18 protein-coding genes are annotated in these 18,767 nt (G+C 66.8%); 3 read left to right on the top strand and 15 right to left on the bottom strand.

Annotation, left to right across the window (positions count from 1 at the left end; genetic code table 11):
* Positions 1-3: 3 nt before the first annotated feature.
* Complete coding sequence (locus KAK88_RS03835; RefSeq protein ID WP_242077936.1) at positions 4-897, top strand: SDR family NAD(P)-dependent oxidoreductase; 894 nt, start codon at positions 4-6, stop codon at positions 895-897.
* A 52-nt stretch (positions 898-949) separates the two neighbouring features.
* On the opposite strand, the gene KAK88_RS03830 is transcribed toward KAK88_RS03835, so the two are convergent.
* The 7 genes from KAK88_RS03830 to KAK88_RS03800 all read right to left on the bottom strand — a co-directional run bounded on the left by KAK88_RS03830 (position 950) and on the right by KAK88_RS03800 (position 8,403).
* Positions 950-1,561 carry a DUF1134 domain-containing protein gene (locus KAK88_RS03830; protein WP_017506335.1) on the bottom strand — a complete coding sequence of 204 codons (612 nt, stop codon included), beginning with the start codon at positions 1,559-1,561 and terminating at the stop codon, positions 950-952.
* Between the two features lie 125 nt (positions 1,562-1,686).
* A complete protein-coding gene (locus tag KAK88_RS03825) occupies positions 1,687-3,027 on the bottom strand; it encodes an APC family permease (RefSeq protein WP_242077935.1) in 1,341 nt (446 codons plus the stop codon).
* A gap of 45 nt (positions 3,028-3,072) precedes the next feature.
* Positions 3,073-5,496, bottom strand: coding sequence for a phenylalanine--tRNA ligase subunit beta (gene pheT / locus KAK88_RS03820; RefSeq protein WP_242077934.1), 2,424 nt, complete (start codon positions 5,494-5,496; stop codon positions 3,073-3,075).
* On the bottom strand, positions 5,493-5,888 hold the full coding sequence (locus KAK88_RS03815; RefSeq protein ID WP_242077933.1) for a hypothetical protein: 396 nt from the start codon (positions 5,886-5,888) through the stop codon (positions 5,493-5,495). Before KAK88_RS03815 ends, pheT begins: the two co-directional genes overlap by 4 nt.
* Positions 5,885-6,298 (bottom strand): hypothetical protein, encoded by a 414-nt coding sequence (locus tag KAK88_RS03810; protein ID WP_242077932.1) that lies wholly within the window; start codon positions 6,296-6,298, stop codon positions 5,885-5,887. The genes KAK88_RS03815 and KAK88_RS03810 overlap by 4 nt, the downstream gene beginning before the upstream one ends.
* Positions 6,299-6,310: 12 nt before the next feature.
* Complete coding sequence (gene pheS / locus KAK88_RS03805) at positions 6,311-7,387, bottom strand: phenylalanine--tRNA ligase subunit alpha (protein ID WP_091748933.1); 1,077 nt, start codon at positions 7,385-7,387, stop codon at positions 6,311-6,313.
* Between the two features lie 41 nt (positions 7,388-7,428).
* The gene (locus tag KAK88_RS03800) at positions 7,429-8,403 is read right to left on the bottom strand and encodes a polysaccharide deacetylase family protein (RefSeq protein ID WP_242077931.1); all 975 of its coding nucleotides are present in this window, start codon (positions 8,401-8,403) and stop codon (positions 7,429-7,431) included.
* 168 nt (positions 8,404-8,571) lie between these two features.
* Between KAK88_RS03800 and KAK88_RS03795 the strand changes: the two genes are divergently transcribed.
* On the top strand, positions 8,572-10,191 hold the full coding sequence (locus KAK88_RS03795; RefSeq protein WP_242077930.1) for an ATP-binding protein: 1,620 nt from the start codon (positions 8,572-8,574) through the stop codon (positions 10,189-10,191).
* A gap of 78 nt (positions 10,192-10,269) precedes the next feature.
* Here KAK88_RS03795 and rplT read toward each other — a convergent pair whose 3' ends face one another.
* From rplT to KAK88_RS03765, 6 genes are all read right to left on the bottom strand, one after another.
* A complete protein-coding gene (gene rplT / locus KAK88_RS03790; RefSeq protein ID WP_017506327.1) occupies positions 10,270-10,623 on the bottom strand; it encodes a 50S ribosomal protein L20 in 354 nt (117 codons plus the stop codon).
* A gap of 55 nt (positions 10,624-10,678) precedes the next feature.
* Positions 10,679-10,876 carry a 50S ribosomal protein L35 gene (rpmI, locus tag KAK88_RS03785; RefSeq protein WP_003166435.1) on the bottom strand — a complete coding sequence of 66 codons (198 nt, stop codon included), beginning with the start codon at positions 10,874-10,876 and terminating at the stop codon, positions 10,679-10,681.
* A gap of 161 nt (positions 10,877-11,037) precedes the next feature.
* Positions 11,038-12,324 carry an MFS transporter gene (locus tag KAK88_RS03780; RefSeq protein ID WP_242077929.1) on the bottom strand — a complete coding sequence of 429 codons (1,287 nt, stop codon included), beginning with the start codon at positions 12,322-12,324 and terminating at the stop codon, positions 11,038-11,040.
* Between the two features lie 27 nt (positions 12,325-12,351).
* Entirely contained in the window at positions 12,352-14,334 is a 1,983-nt protein-coding gene (locus KAK88_RS03775; RefSeq protein WP_242077928.1) for an alpha/beta hydrolase family protein, read from the bottom strand.
* 123 nt (positions 14,335-14,457) lie between these two features.
* A complete protein-coding gene (infC, locus tag KAK88_RS03770) occupies positions 14,458-14,979 on the bottom strand; it encodes a translation initiation factor IF-3 (RefSeq protein WP_242077927.1) in 522 nt (173 codons plus the stop codon).
* A gap of 125 nt (positions 14,980-15,104) precedes the next feature.
* Positions 15,105-16,067 (bottom strand): glycosyltransferase family 9 protein, encoded by a 963-nt coding sequence (locus KAK88_RS03765; RefSeq protein WP_242077926.1) that lies wholly within the window; start codon positions 16,065-16,067, stop codon positions 15,105-15,107.
* 71 nt (positions 16,068-16,138) lie between these two features.
* Here KAK88_RS03765 and KAK88_RS03760 point away from each other — a divergent pair, with 71 nt between their 5' ends.
* Positions 16,139-16,879, top strand: coding sequence for an alpha/beta fold hydrolase (locus KAK88_RS03760; protein WP_242077925.1), 741 nt, complete (start codon positions 16,139-16,141; stop codon positions 16,877-16,879).
* Position 16,880: 1 nt separating this feature from the next.
* On the opposite strand, the gene aguB is transcribed toward KAK88_RS03760, so the two are convergent.
* Positions 16,881-17,744 (bottom strand): N-carbamoylputrescine amidase, encoded by an 864-nt coding sequence (gene aguB, locus KAK88_RS03755; RefSeq protein WP_242077924.1) that lies wholly within the window; start codon positions 17,742-17,744, stop codon positions 16,881-16,883.
* The gene (locus KAK88_RS03750; protein WP_242077923.1) at positions 17,741-18,760 is read right to left on the bottom strand and encodes an agmatine deiminase family protein; all 1,020 of its coding nucleotides are present in this window, start codon (positions 18,758-18,760) and stop codon (positions 17,741-17,743) included. The genes aguB and KAK88_RS03750 overlap by 4 nt, the downstream gene beginning before the upstream one ends.
* Between the last annotated feature and the right edge of the window lie 7 nt (positions 18,761-18,767).

Raw genomic sequence — 18,767 nt, 5'->3', positions numbered from 1 at the left:
GTAATGCCTATCGCCTCCCCTCCCCTCGATCTGCTGGTCTTCGGCGGCGGCTATCTGGGACGGGCGGCGGCGCTGGAGGCCATACAGCGCGGCGGACGCGCGACCGCTACGTCGCGCGATCCCGAGCGGCGCCGCGCCCTGGCGGCCGACGGAATCATGGCCATTGATCCCGGCGATACGGCGGCCCTCAAAACGGCGCTGGAGGCGGCGACGGCCGTGCTGATCACCGCCGCGCCGGACGCTCAGGGTTGCCCGGGTCTGCGGGCCCTGGGGCCATTGGCGGGCGACGCCTGGCCCGACTGGATCGGTTATGTCTCCTCCACCTCCGTCTATGGCGACCGGGCCGGCGGATGGGTGTTCGAGGACGGGCCGCTGAACGCCGCCAATCTGGAGGGCGCACGCCGCGTCCGGGCCGAGCGCGACTGGCTGGATGGGGCGCAGGGGATGGGGCTGACGGTCCAGATCTTCCGCCTGCCCGGTTTTTACGGACCGGGGCGCAGCGTGGTCGAGCGGCTGAGGGAAGGCACGGCTAAACTGGTCAGAAAGCCCGGCCAGGTCTTCAACCGCATCCATGTGGACGACATCGTCTCGGGCCTGTTCGCCTCGATGGCGCGGCCGCGTCCGGGAGCGGCCTACAATCTGACCGACGACGAACCGTCGCCCGCCGATGTGGTGATGGAATGGGCGGCGGATCGGATGGGCCTGCCCCGCCCGCCCCAGGTCGACTGGACCGACGACAGCGTCAGCGAGGCGATGCGCCGCTTCTATCTGGATTCAAAACGCGTCTCGAACGCGCTGGCCAAGGCCGAACTGGGCTGGCGGCCCGCCTATCCCAGCTGGCGCGAGGGGCTGGCGACGCTGATGGACGCGCCGCCGCCGCTGCGATTGGTTAGCTAGGGCGTAGTCGCGCGCTCAAGCCGCGAGCGAACGCGTCGCGAGCCTGGCGCCCTTAGAACGGCAGCAAGTTCCGCTGGCGGCTGTAGCTCATGGTGCCGACGTTGGCGCCCAGGCGCAGGCCGACGCCGGTGCGGATCGGCGCCAGGACGATGCCGTCGGCGCGCTGATAGTTCACGCCCAGGCCCGCGACCAGATAGGCTGAGCCCTCGATGCCGGGATAGCGGCGATAGATCATGTCGGGGTGGTACAGGCCATAGACCAGGGTGAAGACGCGGCTGGCGTTGCCGCCCCAGTCCCAACCCACCGACGCGCCCTGCCAGAACACTTCCTGGGAGGCCGACAGGTCCTTCATGTGCAGGGCGCCGCGGCCGTAGCGGGCGCCGACGACGACGGCGCCGGAGCCTTCCTCGCCTGCGATATAGGCGGTCGGGCGGTCGCCCTGGTCGGCGAAGACGCGCTCGATCGCGCCGCCCACGACCTCGGCCGCGATGCCCAGCTCGCGCGAGCCGGCCGAAACCAGTTCATCGAAGCTGTAGGCCTGGGCCGTCTGGTCCGAGCGGATCGGATAGTTGGGATCGCGCGGCGGCGCCGAGGCGCAGGCGCCCAGCGACGAGGCGCCGGCGGCGGTGGCGAGGCCCGAAAGGATCAGTTGGCGGCGATGCATGGAGGGCGCTCCGAAAGGCGACGAGAGGACGGCCGGCTGGCGCGCCGGTCTTCGTTGCACCGTCCCCGACCTTTGCGGCAGCCTTGCGGCTTCAAGGTTAACGGGGTCTTACCAGGGCGCGCCGATCAGGCGGCGGCGCGCTTTCGCCGGACCAGCAGCCAGGCTAGGCCGATCAGGACCGCCAGCATTCCGAAGGCCTTTCCAGCCGTCAAAGGATCCTCGACCACGAAGATCACGAACAGGGTCGTATTGATCGCCAGGGCGACGATGGCCGGCAGGGGATAGAGCGGCATCTTCCAGGGCCGTTCCAGATTGGGCTCGCGCACGCGCAGCACGATGACGGCGGCGTTCACCAGCACGCTCATCAGCGCCAGCAGCGACGTCGAGAAGGTCAGCAGGGTCTCATAGACGCCGATGGTGGCCAGCAGCCCGCCGGCCAGCACGGTGGCGATCAAGGCCAGACGCGGCGTGCCGTTGGCGGCGACCCGGGTCAGGGCCGAGACCTGATACTCGCGCGCCATGGCGAACAGGACGCGCGGGAACACCATCACCATCGCATTGATGATCGTCACCAGCGACACCAGCGAGATGGCCGTGACAATGGGGCCGGCGACATCGCCGAACACTCGACCGGCCGCATCCGCCGCGACGAGGTTCGAGCCGGCCATCTCGGCCGGCGTCAGGACGTTCAGATAGGCCAGGTTGGCCAGCACATAGATCACCGTCACCACGGCGATGCCCGAAAAGGTGGCCCGCGCGATGGTCCGGCCCGGATCGACGACCTCCTCGCAGAAATAGGAGGCGCTGTTCCAGCCGTAATAGGTTCCAGAGATCGCCCGCAGGGCCATGACGATCCCGCCGAAGGTCAGCGCCGCCGCCGTCGCCGGCGCGATCTCGGTCGCGACGGGCGCGCCGCGCGGCGCCAGGAACAGGCCGATGATCAGCACGGTGAACAGGGTCGCCTTGACCGCGCTGCCGATCTCCTGCGACCGACCGCCGACCTTGGTGCCCAGCCATTGCACGCTGCCCACCACGACCACGATGAGGAGGGCGAGGACGCCGATGGGCACGCTGGTCGCGACGCCCAACCGATGCAGATATTCGCCGAAGACCACGGCGATGAAGGCGATGCCGCCCATATTGCCCAGCCAGTCGCAAACGCCGACGGCGAGGCCGGTCAACGACCCAAAGGCGCGACGGGCGAAGATATAGGGGCCGCCCGTCTTGCGGATCGAGGCGGCCAATTCGACGGTCGACATGGCGTCAATCCAGGCGACCAGACCCGCGATGCACCACAGGGCGATGATGATCGTGGGGTTCTGAACCCCCTCGGCGACCACGCCCGGCGTGCGCAATATGCCCTGACCGATGACGCCGCCGACCACGACGGCGACGCCGAACGTCACGCCCAGGACGCGCAGCAGATGGCCGCGATCCGCTTGGGTCGCCTGAGGTTCCGTCGTCATCGCGTATGTTCCCCCGCGCCGCCCGAAAGGCGGCGCTGCGTCCCCTCAAGCCCGCAGCTTGCCGCCCTGCTTTTCCACCGCCGCCACGACCTTGGCCGTCAGGGCCTCGATCTCGGCTTCAGTCAGCGTGGCTTCGCGCGGCTGGATCACGACTTCCAGCGCCACGGACTTGAAGCCCTCGTCAACGCCCTTGCCCCGATAGACGTCGAAGACGCGAACATCTGCGATCAGGACCTTGTCGGCGCCCGTCGCGGCCCGGACCAGGTCGCCGACCGGCTTGGCGTCTTCCACCACGAAGGCGAAGTCGCGGGTCAGGGGCATGAAGGCCGACAGGTCGGCGGTTCCGCGCGCCTTGCCGCTTTTGCCGCGTGGCTCCGGCACATTGTCCAGCACGATTTCGAAAGCCAGGATCGGACCGTCGGCGTCCAGCGCCTTCAGGACGCGAGGATGGAGTTCGCCGAACTCGACCATCACATTCTTGGGCCCCAGTTGCAGCCGGGCCGAGCGGCCGGGGTGCCACCAGTCGTGGTTCTGGCCCTGGACCAGTTGCAGCGAGGCGACCGGGGCGCCGATCTCTTCCAGCAAAGTGGTTAGGTCGCCCTTGAGCGTGAACAGGGCGTCCTCACCGGCGCCGGCCCAGTGACGGGCGGCGTGCGGGGCGACCAGGCCGGCGATGACCGTGCGCTGATCCGCCGGACCGTCGCCCAGATAGATGGGGCCGATCTCGAACAGGGCGGCGTCGGCGAAACCGCGCGCGGCGTTCCTCGCCACCGCCTGGATCAGGTTCGGCAGGGCCGAGGGCCGCATGCAGTCCAGATCGGCCGCGATCGGGTTCTCCAGCACCAGCCGATCATCCCCGCCGCCGAACAGGGCCGCGGTCGATTGTTTGGTGAAGGACCAGGTGACGGCCTCGGCGTAACCGAGGGCCGCCAGGGCGCGACGCGCGGTGCGGACGCGGGCCTGGCGCGGGCTCAGCACGCCGCCGGCGGGGCGGGCGACCTCGGGCAGGGGCGTATCGGGCAGGTTGTCAAAGCCCTCGATGCGCGCAACCTCTTCCACCAGATCGGCCGGACCTTCGACGTCGCGACGCCACGACGGCGGGGTGACGATCCAGGGCTCGGACTGACCGGCCGGCGCGGCCTGAACCAGGAAACCGAGCTGGCCCAGGATGGTCCCGATCCGGTCATCGGCCAGATCCATGCCGCTAAGGCGCTTCACATAGGCGGGGTCGAAGGCGAAGGGCGCCGGGCTCGCCGGCGGTTCGCCGACGAAGATGATGTCCGACGGCTCGCCGCCGCACAGGTCCAGGATCAGGCGCGTGGCCAGTTCCAGCCCCGGCGTGACCGAGACCGGATCGACGCCGCGCGCAAACCGGTACTGGGCGTCGGAATGGATGCCCAGCGCGCGGCCGGTCTGGGCGATGACCAGCGGGTCGAACCAGGCGCTTTCCAGGAAGACGTCGGTCGTCGTCTCGTCGCAGCCGGTGCTCTCGCCGCCCATGACGCCGCCCAGGCCGATGGGCCGCTCGCCCCCGGCGTCGGCAATGACGCAGTCGGCTGCGGATGCGGCGTAGGTCTTGTCGTCCAAGGCGATCAGATGCTCGTGCTCGCCGGTCGCGGCCGAAACATGCCCTGCCCGCACCACGATCTCCGTTCCCGACAGCTTGGCGACGTCATAGACGTGCAGCGGGCGAGCGCGGTCGTAGGCGATCAGATTGGTCACATCGACCAGACGGTTGATCGAGCGCAGGCCGATGGCGGTCAGTCGCTTCTGGAGCCAGGCCGGCGACGGGCCGTTCTTGACGCCGCGAATGACGCGACCGGCGAAGACCGGGCACATCTCAGGCGCCTCCAGCCGGACGCTGATCGGCGAGGGGAAGGCGCCGCGCACCACGGCGATGTCGAAATGCTTCAGCTTGCCGACGCTGGCGGCGGCCAGATCGCGGGCGATGCCGGCGACGCCCAGCCAGTCGGGCCGGTTCGGCGTGACCTCGAAATCGATGACCGGCTCGGCGCCGAACAGGCCGGTCACCGGCGTGCCGACAGGGATCTCTGGCGGCAGTTCCTGAATGCCGTCGCTCTCGTCCGACAGTTCAAGCTCGGAGGCCGAGCACAGCATGCCGTTCGACACCACGCCGCGCACCGGCTTCTCGACCAGGGTCACGCCCAGGCCCGGCACATAGGCGCCGATGGGGGCGTAGATGGTGGTCAGGCCCGCCCGCGCGTTCGGCGCGCCGCAGACGATCTCCTTCATCCCGTCGACCGTCTCGACCTGGCAGACCTGCAACCGGTCGGCGTTCGGGTGACGTTCGGCCGAGACGATCTTGGCCACGGTGAACGGCGCCAGTTTGGCGGCGGGGTCGAGCACTTCCTCGACCTCCAGCCCGGCCATGGTCATGGCCTCGGCGATCTGCTGAACATCCGCCTCGGTCTCGAGGTGGTCCTTCAGCCAGGACAGGGTGAACTTCATGCCGCCGGTCCCGCCACCGTCGGAACAGCCGCCAGTTGCTCCAAAACCGCCGCCGAGCCAGTGTACCCGACGTTATAGAACTCACACCCCACGAAGGTGCAGTTGTGCATTGGGACAGTCCCCAGCGCCTTGTCGCCCATGGGCTGAAGCAGCAGGTTCTTCATTCCGCCCCGCGAGTCGCCGAAGTTGGTCTCGTCGAAGGTCGTGCCCGGACCGATCAGGACGATTGCGGGGCCCTGCAGCCGGCATCCGGTGAAGGTTCGCCCAACGATGGCGCCCTGCTGCTGGTGCGCGGTGTACAGGTCGTACAGGTTGATATCGACATCAACGAAATCCACCTGTGTCAGAGACTTGGCGACGTTCATAGGACGGTTGATCGGCAGCCGGCTCATGCTTGGTTCTCCCGTGCGCTGAGAAGGTCAGCCTCGATCTGCTCAAGCAGATCCGGGGCGCCTGTGAAGCCCACCTGAACGAAGCGGCAACGGACAAAGCGGCAGTTGGACATGCCCACGACACCTGCGATCATGTCGCCCATGGGCTGAAGCAGCAGCGTACGCGGATTGGACGCCACGCCCATGTTGCAGCTGTCGAACGTCGTGCCGTTCATGACCGCCATGACAGCCGGCCCCTCGATCAGACAGTTCGTGAAGGTCTTGTCCTCGATGAACATCTTGCCAGCGTTCACGTGGTGAACAGCCAACGACGGCAGCCAAACGGCTTCCTTTTCGAAGGTCGTACGGGCCACAAGTTCGCGGCCGAATTTTTCTTCGGCCGACATCGGCGTTTCAGTTTGATCGGTCATCTTGAAACTCGTTCAGCTCAGGCCCGAGGCCGGGTTGGGGGCGGCGAAGGCCGAGAAGCCGTAGTGGGACAGCCAGCGGGTGTCGGCGTCGAACATGGGGCGCAGGTCGGGCACGCCGTATTTCAGCATGGCCAGGCGATCGACCCCCATGCCGAAGGCGAAGCCCTGATATTCATCGGGGTCGATGCCGCAGTTCCTGAGCACATTGGGATGCACCATCCCGCAGCCCAGAATCTCCAGCCAGTCGTCGCCGGTGTTGAACACCAGTTTCCCGCCCGAACGATCGCAGCGGATGTCCATCTCGGCCGAGGGTTCGGTGAAGGGGAAGTGGTGCGGACGGAAGCGCGCCTGGACCGCGTCCAGTTCGAAGAAGCGGGCGATGAAGGTCTGAAGCGTGGTCTTCAGGTGGCCCATGTGAATGTCGCGGTCGATCACCAGACCCTCGATCTGGTGGAACATCGGCGTGTGGGTGGCGTCGGAATCCTTGCGGAAGGTGCGGCCCGGGGCGACGATGCGGATCGGCGGCTTCTGGGACATCATGGTGCGGACCTGCACCGGGGACGTGTGGGTGCGCAGCACCTTGCGCTCGCCCGTCTCGGGGTCCGGCTTCAGGAAGAAGGTGTCGTGCATTTCCCGCGCCGGGTGTTTGGGCGGGAAGTTCAGGGCGGTGAAGTTGTGGAAGTCGTCCTCGATGTCCGGACCTTCGGCCACGGCGAAGCCCATCTCGGCGAACAGGGCGATCATCTCGTCCATCACCTGCATGGTCGGGTGGACCCCGCCCTTCCTGCGCGGCCGCGCCGGCAGGGTCAGGTCGATGCGTTCCGACAGCAGACGCGCGTCCAGCTCGGCGGCTTCCAGCGCGGTCTTCTTCGCGGCGATGGCGGCGGCGACGCGGTCGCGCAGGCCGTTGATCATCGGCCCCTGTTCACGGCGTTCGTCGGGGCTCATGGCGCCCATGCCCTTCAGCAGGCCGGAGACGGAGCCGGACTTGCCCAGGGCGGCGACGCGCACCTCTTCCAGGGCGGCGACGGTTTCCGCGCCGCCAATGGCGTTGATCAGGTCGAGTTCGAGTGTGGCGAGATCGGTCATTTGCGCTGTGCCTTAGCGTTCTCGCGCGCGTTCGTCACCCTTCAACGGGCCGATGCGATGGCCTGAAGTTCCGACGCCGGCGCCTTGTTGGCCGCAACGATCCAGGCGGGCGGTTCCGGCTCCCAGCGGATGGGCCGGCCGTCGGTCTGCATCCAGCGATGCAGCCACGAGATTCCGTTGGCGCGGACATAGGTGTCAGGGTGCTGATAGATCGGATCGGCCAGCGCCTCTTGCAGCGGCACGAAGCGATAGCCGCGCGCCAGATAAAGGGCGTGGATCTGCGGATACCAGGCCTGGTTCAGGGTGTTGGCGTGCAGCAACAGCACCTGCGCCGGTTCACGCCCGCCCGCCACCTCGGCGCTGTAGGGTTCGAAGAAGTCCAGCACCGTCGCCATATGCGCTACATAGGCCTGACCGATGCGCTGCATCAGCGCCTGATCGCCGATCTGCTCGGCCTTGCGATAGACGTCGGCGAACATCCAGTCGTTGTTGTCGAGGGTCACCGGCGCGATCGTATAGCCGCGCTGGGCCAGGCCGGCGGCGATGGCGTCGTGCTTCGCCTGCGTCTCGCCGGTGAACAGATAGGGGTGACGGAACCAGCGCAAGGACTGCCCCCGCGCCGCCAGCACGTCGCGTAAGATCGGCGCCCCGGCGTCCACATCGGCCAGATAGGCCTCAACCGTCGTCGAGTGGATGTTCAGATGGGTGTTGGTGTGGTTGCCCAGGTCCAGACCGGCGTCCAGCCAGACGTCCAGCACGCGCGGCAGGATCGTGGCGCGCTCGGCCTCACACACCTTGCCCGCATTGACGAAGGCTGTGCCGTGCGTGTCCAGCGGCTTCAGCATGGCGACGAAATCCTGGGTGATCGTCATCAGCCGCGCCGGATCGCACAGGGTCGCCGCATCCGTCTGGAACGGCAAGTCGTCGAAAGTCACGGCGATGCGTCGATCCTGCGCGGCGGCGGGCGTGATCAGGGCGAAGGCCGCGGCCAGGCCGCAGATCAGGGTGCGCATCATGCGGCGAGGCTATCGAAGCCGCGGCCCCAAGGGAATATGTCGCGCGACAGCGACTTTCCATCCGCCCACGGATCGACTGTCGAAAAGCCGCCGCGAAAGGTTCATGAACGGCAAAGCTGGCGTTAAATATCGCCGTCTAATCAGGCCTCCGGACTTGCGAGGACCTTGATGCCGCTGATCGGTGATTTCGTCGACTTGATCGCACCCGTGGCCCCGTCCACGCTGGGCGCCGATGTGTTCGAACGGTTCCAGACCGAGCCGAACACCCTGGCCCTGGCCGTCGTCGACGACGATGGGCGACCCCTCGGCATCATCGAGCGCAACGCCTTCACCCTGAGGATGGCGGCCGAGTTCGGACGCGCCCTTTATGCCCGAAAGCCCGCCGAAAGCCTGATGGACCGCAATGCGCCGGTGGCGGAGGCGGCGACCAGCGCCGAGGCCTTCTTCCAGGCTTACGGGGCCGCCGAACTGGGCGCCCTGCTGACCGGCTTCATCGTGGTGGCGGGCGGCCGCTACGTCGGCGTCGGCACAGCGTTGCAGGTGGTTCAGGCGGGCGCGGCCCTGCACCGCCAGCGGGCCGAGGAGATGAGCGCCCTGGCCCGCGACCTGGCGCTGGCCGAGGCCGAGGCCGTCGCCTCCAGCCGGGCCAAGTCCGAGTTTCTGGCGGTAATGAGCCACGAGATCCGCACGCCCCTGAACGGGGTGCTGGGCGTCGCGGCCCTGATGGACAAGAAGCTGGAGCAGGAAGAGCTGCGTCCCTACGTCCGCACCGTAATCGATTCGGGCCAGAGCCTGCTGCGGCTGCTGACCGACGCGCTGGACATGTCACGCGCCTCGGCCGGCATGCTGACGCTGGAGGAGGAGCCGCTGGACCTGTCGGCCGTCACCTTCGACATCGACGCCCTGTGGCGCGCGCGGGCCGACGAAAAGGCCCTGGCCCTGACCATCCGCACCGACCTGGCCGTTCCTTGCGTTCAGGCCGACGGGATGCGGTTGAAGCAGCTGCTGAACAACCTGATCGGCAACGCCTTGAAGTTCACCCTGACGGGCGAGGTCGTGGCCCTGATCGAAAGCCGTTCCGACGGCGAGGTCATCTTCACCGTGGACGACAGCGGCCCTGGTGTGCCCGAGGCGGCGGCCGCGACCATCTTTGATCCGTTCAACACCGGAAAGGCCGGACGCGAGGGGGCGGGCGCGGGCCTGGGCCTGGCCATCTGCCGACAGATCGCCGAACGGATGGGCGGCGCGATCTCGCTGGGCGCCTCGCCCCAGGGCGGCGCGCGCTTTCAGGTGCGCCTGCCGCTGCGTGTCGCGACCGAGAGCGCAGCGGCCGCCCCCGCCATGGCCGAGCCGACGCCGCACGACACCCTGCATGTGCTGGTGGTGGACGACAACGCCACCAACCGCTTCGTCGCCGGCAAGCTGCTGGAGATGTTCGGCTGCACCTGCGAGATGGCCGAGAACGGGCGCGAGGCGGTGGACGCCGTAGTGGCCCGTCCGTTCGACCTAGCCCTGATGGACATCAAGATGCCGGTGATGGACGGCGTCGCCGCGACGCGGGCTATCCGCGCCCTGCCCGGTCCGGCCGGCGCCCTGCCGATCCTGGCCCTGACGGCGAACGCCGACGAGCGCGACGAGCTGGACTATATCGCCGCCGGCATGAACGGCGTGGCGCAAAAGCCGATCCAGCCCGACGCCCTGCTGAACGCCATCCGCATGGTTTTGGCTCAGGACCAATCTCAGGCCCAATCTCAGGCACAGCCGCAGGACATTGCCGAAGCGGCCTGACCCACGCCCCGGAAACGAAGAACGCCCGCCCCGGAAAACCGGGGCGGGCGTTGATCTTGGTCGCGATGACTTTGGCGATTACGCCAGGGCGGCGCGGACCTTGTCGGCGACGGCCTTGAAGCCGGTCGCGTCGGCGGCGATCGCGGCCAGAACCTTACGGTCCAGTTCGATGCCGGCCTTGTTCAGGCCGTTGATGAACTGGCTGTAGGTGAAGCCTTCCAGACGAGCGGCGGCGTTGATGCGCTGAATCCACAGGGCGCGGAAGTTGCGCTTCTTAGCGCGACGGTCGCGATAGGCGTATTGCCCGGCGCGGTCGACGGCGGCCTTGGCCGTACGGATGGTATTCTTGCGGCGGCCGGAGAAGCCCTTGGCCTGCTCCAGAACCTTCTTGTGCTTGGCGTGCGAGGTTACGCCACGTTTAACGCGAGCCATGTCGCTATTCCTTCAAATTCTTTGGGATGGAGATCAGTCGTACAGCGCGCGCCGATCAGGCGTACGGCATGTAGGATTTGATCTTCTTGGCGTCGGCGTCGGCCATGACCGAGGTGCCGCGGTTCTGGCGGATGTATTTCGAGTTGTGGCTGATCAAGCGGTGACGCTTGCCCGCAACGCCGGCCTTAACCTTGCCAGTGGCCGTGAATTTGAAGCGCTTCTTGGCGCCCGACTTCGTCTTCAGTTTCGGCATTTCAGTCTCCTTTTTGGAGGGCGACCGTCCTTTGGACTGCTTGAGCCCGTGGGAGGTATCTCTCCAGAGTTTAAGAACCGCCCAGGCATGCCTGTTCGCCTGGCGGTTCGGTACGCGAAGGCGCGGCTTCTACGTGAAGAGCGCCGCCATTGCAAGATGAGTCAGGCAGGGGCTTTGACGCCGCCCTCGCTGCTGCGAATGACGCGCCCGGCGTTGATCGCCATCAGGGCCGCCGGGATGGTCAGCAACGCCCCGATCACGAAGGGCCAGTCATGCCCCAACCCCGAGAACAGCGCGCCCGCGATCATCGGCCCGAAGATGCGCGCCACCGAGCTGGAGGCCATGTTCAGACCCAGCATGGCCCCCTGCCGATCCGGCGGCGAGGCGCGGCTGATCATGGCCGAGATGTTGGGCATGGCCAGCGACATGCCGCACGCGCCGATCGCCATCACGATCGGAATGATCCAGCCCTGGACGACCGGGATCGTCAGGGCGCCGAGCTCAAGCCGCGTCGCGGGGAACCACGCGACCGGGGCCAGCACCTGCAACACCAGCGAGGTGCCAAACAGCAGCATGCCGGTGGCCAGCACGCGCGATTCGCCGAAGCGCCGCGCCAGCCGCCCGGCGAAGAACCCCTGGTTCAGCGTCGAGACGATGCCCACGATCATGAAGCTGAGCCCCACCTCGCGCGCGCCCCATTGATAGCGGCTCTCGGACCACAGGCCGAACACGCTTTCCATCGCCGAAAACCCGGCCATATAGATCAGGGTCACGACCAGCACGCGCGACACCACGGCATTGTCGCGCGCATCCTTCAGCCCCGCCAGGAAGGCCGGGCGCGGGGCGGCGGGGTCGGCCTTGGCCCGGCTTTCGCGCAGAAAGACGACGACGCCGACCGCCGCGACCGCCGCCAGCGCCGCCGCCAGGAAGATCGGCAGCTGATAGCCCAGCCGTCCCAGCTGCGGCTGCGTCAGCAATCCGCCCAAGCCCGGTCCGACGATGAAGCCCAGACCGAACGCGGCCCCGATCAGACCCATCCGCCCGGCCCTCTGCTCGGGCGGGGTCACATCGGCCACATACCCCTGAACCGTCGAGATATTGCCGGCGCCTAGGCCGGTGAACAGCCTGACCGCGATCGCCAGCCAGATGTTGGGCACGAAGGCCAGCATCAAATAGCCCATCGCATTGGCGATCAGGGTCATCAACAGCACGGGCTTTCGCCCGATCCGGTCCGACAGCCGCCCCCAGAACGGCTCGGCGAAGAACTGACCCAACGAATAGGCCGAGAACATAAGCGTGATCTGCCACGCCTCAGCCTTCAGGCTCTGGGCGAAGAACGGCAGCAACGGCACCACCAGCCCGAACCCGACCAGATTGATGAACACCGTCGCAAACAGCACGGCCAGCGCCGGTGTCTTGAGCTTGGGCGGGGTCGGGTTCACGGTCATGTCGCAGCCTTAGCGCGACACCCTGCCTCAATCGACTGGATTGTTGGCCGCAAGAAACCGCACCGTCTCACGCAGCATCTGCTGGCGCGTGTCGGCGCTCGACAGCCAATGGTCCTCGCCGGCCAGTTCGATCAGTTCGACCGGCTTGCCTGCCCGCTTCATCGCCTCGGCCATGACGCGGCTTTGCTCGATCGCCACCACCGTATCGTCGCGGCCATGGATAAGCAGCAACGGTTTATCGACCGTGTCGGCCAGATAGGCCGGCGATAGAGCGTCCAGCGCCCGGTCGTTCAGACGCGCCGCGCCCATGAACCGGTTCCAGTAGCGAACGGTCTGACTTTCGCGCCGTCCTTCCTGGCGCGCCTCCCAGTTGACCATGCGGCGCAGGTCGGACACGCCGGCGACAGCGACTCCACAGCGATAGACTCCCTTGTCCAGGGTCAAACCCGCCATGGCGGCATAGCCGCCGTAGCTTGCGCCGACGATGCACACGCGTTCGGGATCGACGATGCCCTGCTCTGTCAGGAAACGCACGCCGTCCGACAGATCCGTCTGCATCTTGCGGCCCCATTCGCCATAGCCGGCCTCCATGAAGGCCCGCGTATAGCCGTCCGATCCACGGAAGTTCGCCTGCAGCACCGCATAACCGCGCGACGCCAGCGCCTGGGCCCACCAGTCAAATCCCATGACGTCGCGCGACGCGGGGCCGCCATGGGCCAGCACGATCAGCGGCAGTTTCTCCGGCGTTGCGACGCCAGGCGGCAGGGTCAGATAGCCCGGAATGTCCAGCCCATCTGCGGCGGCGTAACGAATGTGCCGCACAGCGCCCACCTTTTCGGGCGGAATGTCTGGATAGGCGAAGGCCAGGGCGTCGGCCGTTCGCCTGTCGAAATCAACGAGTTGATAGAGGCCGGATTCGGCAGAGTTGGTGAACACAAGAATCCGCTTTTGATCTACATTCCAGGACACCAACTGCGGCGCCTTTTCGCCGAAGGCCCGCGTGATGGAACGCCATCGGCTGGCGGAAGCGGGCTCGATGAACTCGTAGCGCACGCCATCGTCTTCGGTGCGTGACCCGCCGATCAGGAGGCGGGTCTTAGGATGACGCAAAAGGTTGTCGGGGTGATGCTCGAATGGCAGTTCGGTCCAGACACCCGTGTCGACATCGACCTCGAACAGATTGTTGGCCGTTTCGCTCTCCGGATCGGCGGCGGCGAGATCAGGCCGATCCGCGGCGACAAGAACCGTGCGCGGCGTTCGCCCCATGCCGAGCAACGCCGGAGAATCGAGTGGAGCGTTCACCGACCAGGCATCGCGCAAGCGACGGCCGTTCGGCAGCATCAAGGTCCAGCGACCGCTACGCTCGACATAGGTCGACATGGCGATAACGGCGCCCTCGGCATCCAACACATAGTCTTCGGTGTCCCAGTCCATAGGCGCGACAGACCGCCCTCGGCCCGAGTTCAGGTCGATTCGGAAGAGATCGACCTGGCCGCTGTAAAGATTGAATGCACGCGCGAACAGCGCAGGCCCTTGGGCGGTGTCGCGGATCTGGGCGCCGCCATAAAGAACCGGAAGAACATCGTCCGTGCGGTCCAAAACACGCGCCAGCTTCTGGGTCTTGAGGTCAAGTATTACGCCGAAATAAAGCTCGGACCGCGGGATGCCTAACAGGTGCAGTGCACGCGTCTGGGAGCTGATAATCACCACCTTGTCTTCACCGATCCACCGCAGATCGCGGACCTTCGCCTCACCGATGGTCGAGGCGAAAAGATGCTCGCCCGTGTCAATATTCGTCACCGCGATGGCGCGCTCTTCACCGGTCACCGCGATGCGGGCAATGAGCGTTCCGCTGGGCGACAGCTCCATCAATTCCACGGCCGGAGAAGCGGCATACACATCGATGGGTGGAGGCGGGTCCTGTGCGAGGGCCGCCGGAGCCAAGCCACCCATCAGGGCGGCGGCACTCACCATGGCTAGGATCAACCGCGACAGACCAGATTTCAGCATGAACGCCCCCACTTACGGCTAAGCTCAACCAGAAGACGCAGATTTACGCAAGCGGCAGATGTGGAAACGAAAAACGCCCCGGTCGCGGGACCGGGGCGTTTGGCATTCAGCGATGGATCGCGATCAGCGCGGAGCCAGGATCATGATCATCTGGCGGCCTTCCATCTTGGGCGCAAACTCGACCTTGGCGATTTCGTCGAAATCGGCCTGGACCTTGTTCAGCAGCTTCATGCCCAGTTCGGGGTGCGCCATTTCGCGACCGCGGAAGCGCAGGGTGACCTTGACCTTGTCGCCTTCCTCGAAGAAGCGGTGCATGGCCTTGGCCTTCACCTCATAGTCGTGGGTGTCGATGTTCGGACGGAGTTTGATCTCCTTCAGCTCGACGACCTTCTGGCGCTTGCGCTGCTCGGCCTTCTTCTTCTGTTCCTGGAAACGGTGCTTGCCGTAATCGAGGATCTTGGCCACCGGCGGCTCGGAGGTGGAGACGATCTCGACCAGGTCCATCCCGGCTTCCTCGGCGGCTTCCAGAGCAGCGGAGGTGGGCATGACGCCCTGTTTTTCGCCGTTCTGGTCGATGAGCAGAACGCGAGGGGCGCGGATATCCTGGTTCATACGCGGCCCGTCTTTCACGGGTGGCGCTTGCATGGGACGGCGAATGGGCGTCGTTTCCTTATGTGGTCAGAGAAGGCGTATGTCGTGATGAGCGAATGCACGCGGCGATCGCCACGTTCCCCTCAAGGCCGGCAATATGCCCCGCGAGCCCCGATTTTTCAAGGGTTCGCAGGCGTTTCGACGATGTAGGCGTCATGTAGCGCCAACACCGCGTCGAAGACGTGATCTACCGTCAGGTCCTCGATCGGCGCAAACTGGCCGCGGGTCTCGTTGGACGCTGCGGTTCGCGTCTTGGGCCCCCACGGCCCATACAGCCACCACTCCGTCGGACCGAACAGACCGAGGGTCGGACGGCCCAGCGCGGCCGAGACGTGCATCAGACCCGAATCGTTGCCGACAAACAGATCGGCCCGGTCGATGGCGGCGGCCGAGGCCAGGATGTCGCCCTTGCCGACGAAATCGATTCCACGCGGCCCTGCAGCTTCTAGGGCCGGGGTCGCGGGTGGCCGGTCGCCCGGTCCGCCCACCGGCATGAAGCGCCAGCCGTCAAAGCGCGGCTCGGCCTTCAGCTTCTCGACCAGCGCGCCCCAGCGGTCGGCGGGCCAGCTCTTGCCCGGCTGGTGCGCAATGGGCGCCAGAGCGATGATCGGCCCCGTACCCGCGCCGCCCGCCAGCTGCGGATCGATGACGGCTGCGGCCTCGGCCCGCGCCTGATCGTCCAGGAAGATTTCGGGATCCAGCGGTGTCGGCGAACCCATCAGGCGCGACACCATCTCCACCTTGCGCAGGCCCGTCTCCCACGAGCGGTTATAGACGATGCGCCGCTTCGCCGGGATCAGATAGCTGAGCGCCGAACCCCGAATGTCGATGACCAGGTCCCAGCGCGTGCCGACGACCTGTTTCCACAGATCGAGCCAGTGGCCAGACAGCTTCTTCTTGTCCAGCACGATGGTGCGCACGACGCCCGGCGCATTGCGGAAGAAGGGCGCGGGCGGCCGCCCGCAGGCGACGGTGATCTCGGCCCCCGGGACCTGACGCGCGATCTCGCGGATCACGCCCGACGAGATGACGCAGTCGCCGATGCGGTTGGAGGTGACGAACAGGACCTGGGGTGCGGACATGGGTCTGTGTTCCGCCATCGCGCGTCGCGGTCAAGGGTGACGACGGCGGAAAGTCCGGGCAGAACGGCGCCATGAACGACATCCAGCATCTGTCCCGCCCCGACGGCGAAACCCTGGCCTTCAAACGCGTCGAAGGCGACGGCCCGACCGTGATCTGGATCGGCGGCTTTCGTTCGGACATGGAGGGGACCAAGGCCCTGGCCCTGGACGTCGCCGCACGCGAACGTGGCTGGAACTTCGTCCGCTACGACCATTTCGCCCACGGCCAGTCCTCCGGCGACTGGAGACAGGCCACCATCGGCCGCTGGCGCGAGGATGCCGTCGCTCTGATCGACAGCCTGTCCGGCCCGGTCATTCCGGTCGGCTCCTCGATGGGCGGCTGGGTCTCGCTGCTGGCGATCCTGGCGCGGCCGGACCGGATCAAGGGGCTGGTCCTGGTCAATCCGGCCCAGGACTTCACCGAACGGCTGATGTGGCCCGGCCTGGCGGACCACGAGCGTCAGGCCATCCTGCGCGAGGGCGAAACCCTGATCGTCGAGGAGGGTCTGGGCGAATATGTCCTGACGCGTCGGATGTTCGAGGAAGCGCGCGACTGGCTGCTGCTGGACGGCGTGATCGACATCGCCGCCCCGGTCCACGTTCTGCAAGGCCGAGCCGACGACGTCGTGCCGTGGCGACATCAGGTGGAGTTGGTCGAACGTCTGACGGGCGGCGACGTGCGCCTGGACCTGATCGACGGCGGCGATCACCGGCTTTCGACGCCGGCGGACCTCGACCGACTGATCGCGGCGGTCGAGGCGATGCGGGCCTAGATCAGCCCTTGCCCGTCAGCGCCCCATACAGGTCCGTCCGCCGATCGCGGAAGAAGCCCCAGGCCGCGCGGTATTTGTCTAGTTCGTCCAGGTCGAAGCGGTGCACCAGCACCCCCTCCTCCTCGGCGCCCAGTTGCTCGACCAGTTCGCCCTGTTGGTCGGCGATGAAGGAATGGCCGTAGAAGGTCTGGCCGACCTCGGTCACGCGCTCATGGCCGATCCGGTTGGCGCCGACGACCGGCACGGCGTTCGACACCGCATGGCCCTGCATGGCGCGGCGCCAGGGCTCGGCCGTATGCAGGGTCGCATCATGCGGCTCGGTGCCGATGGCGGTCGGATACATCAGGACGTCTGCGCCCATCAGCATCATCGCCCGCGCCGCTTCCGGGAACCACTGGTCCCAGCAGATGCCGACCCCGACCTTGCCGAAGCGGGTCTTCCAGACCTTGAAGCCCGTATCGCCCGGCCGAAAATAATACTTCTCCTGATAGCCGGGCCCGTCGGGGATATGGCTCTTCCTATAGACGCCCAGCGCCTCGCCGTCGGCATCCAGCATAACCAGCGAGTTGTAATATTGCGGCCCGTCCTTCTCGAAGATCGAGACCGGAATGGCCACGCCCAGTTCCTTGGCCACCGGCGCCATAGCCGTGACGCACGGATGTTCGCGCCATTCATAGGCGTGGGCGAACCAATGCTCTTCCTGCGACACGCAGAAATAGGGCCCCTGGAACAGCTCCGACGGCAGGATCACTTGCGCGCCCTGCCCCGCCGCCTCGCGCACGAAGGCGATGGTCTTGTCGATGTTCGCCTGCATGTCCTCGCCATACGAGGTCTGGATGCCGGCGACGGTGATGGTGCGGGTCATGCTGGCTCCTGCTGGGAGATGCAGTGGAACGAGCCGCCGCCGGTCAGGATAGCGTTGGACGGCAGCGGAATGATCTCGCGATCGGGGAAGGCGTCCTTCAACGCCTGACAGGCCATGTCGGCGGCGCGCGCATCGCCATAGGTGGGCACGATCACCGCGCCATTGGCGATCAGGAAGTTCATGTGGCTGGCCGGGATCGGGCGTTCGTCTTCGTCCAGCACCAGGCCCGGCGACGGGATGCGCACGACCTTCAGCCGCCGGCCCGCCGCATCGGTCACGGCGGCCAGATCGCGCGCCGTCGCGTCATAGACGTCGGCGTTGACGTCATTCGTCCCCCAGGCGACCGGGCAGGCGACCACGCCCGGCGCGACGAACCGCGCCAGGTTGTCGACGTGCCCATCGGTGTGATCGTTCAACAAACCGTCGCCCAGCCACACCACCACCTTGGCGCCGACCGCCTTCTCCAGCGCCGCCGCCGCGACAGCCTCGTCCTGGTTCCAGGCCGGATTGCGGTTCGGGTTCAGCAGGCACTGGCGCGTGGTCAGGACCGTTCCCTCCCCGTCGTGATCCAGCGACCCGCCTTCCATGACAAAGTCGTTCCAGGTCAGGTCAACGCCCGCATGTCGGCCAATCTGGCCCGCGACCAGGTCGTCGCCCGGCATGTCGTATTTGCCGCCCCAGCCGTTAAACTTGAACGCCGCCGCCGTTTTGGATCCCGCGCCAAAGATCGGCCCGGTGTCGCGCAGCCAGACGTCGCCGAACTCGCCGGGCACGACCTCGACATTGGCCACACCCGCAAAGCGCTGCTGGGCGTCGGCCAGGACCTCGGCCTTGCCGACCATCAGCTTGACGTGCTCGTGACCCGGACCGGCCAGGGCCCGCACCAGACCCTCGACCTCGTCCTGCGCCTGCTCCAGCGCCTCGAACCAGTATTCCGCATGGCTGGGCCAGCCCACCCACATGGCGCGGTGCGGCGCCCATTCGGCGGGGATGGCGGCAGCAGTCGGATCGGTCATGCGGGCG

The sequence above is a fragment of the Brevundimonas diminuta genome (assembly GCF_022654015.1).
GTDB classification, from domain to species: domain Bacteria; phylum Pseudomonadota; class Alphaproteobacteria; order Caulobacterales; family Caulobacteraceae; genus Brevundimonas; species Brevundimonas diminuta_C.
Note: the sequence above shows the minus strand (reverse complement) of the source record. Positions and strands in the feature narration are given on the sequence as shown.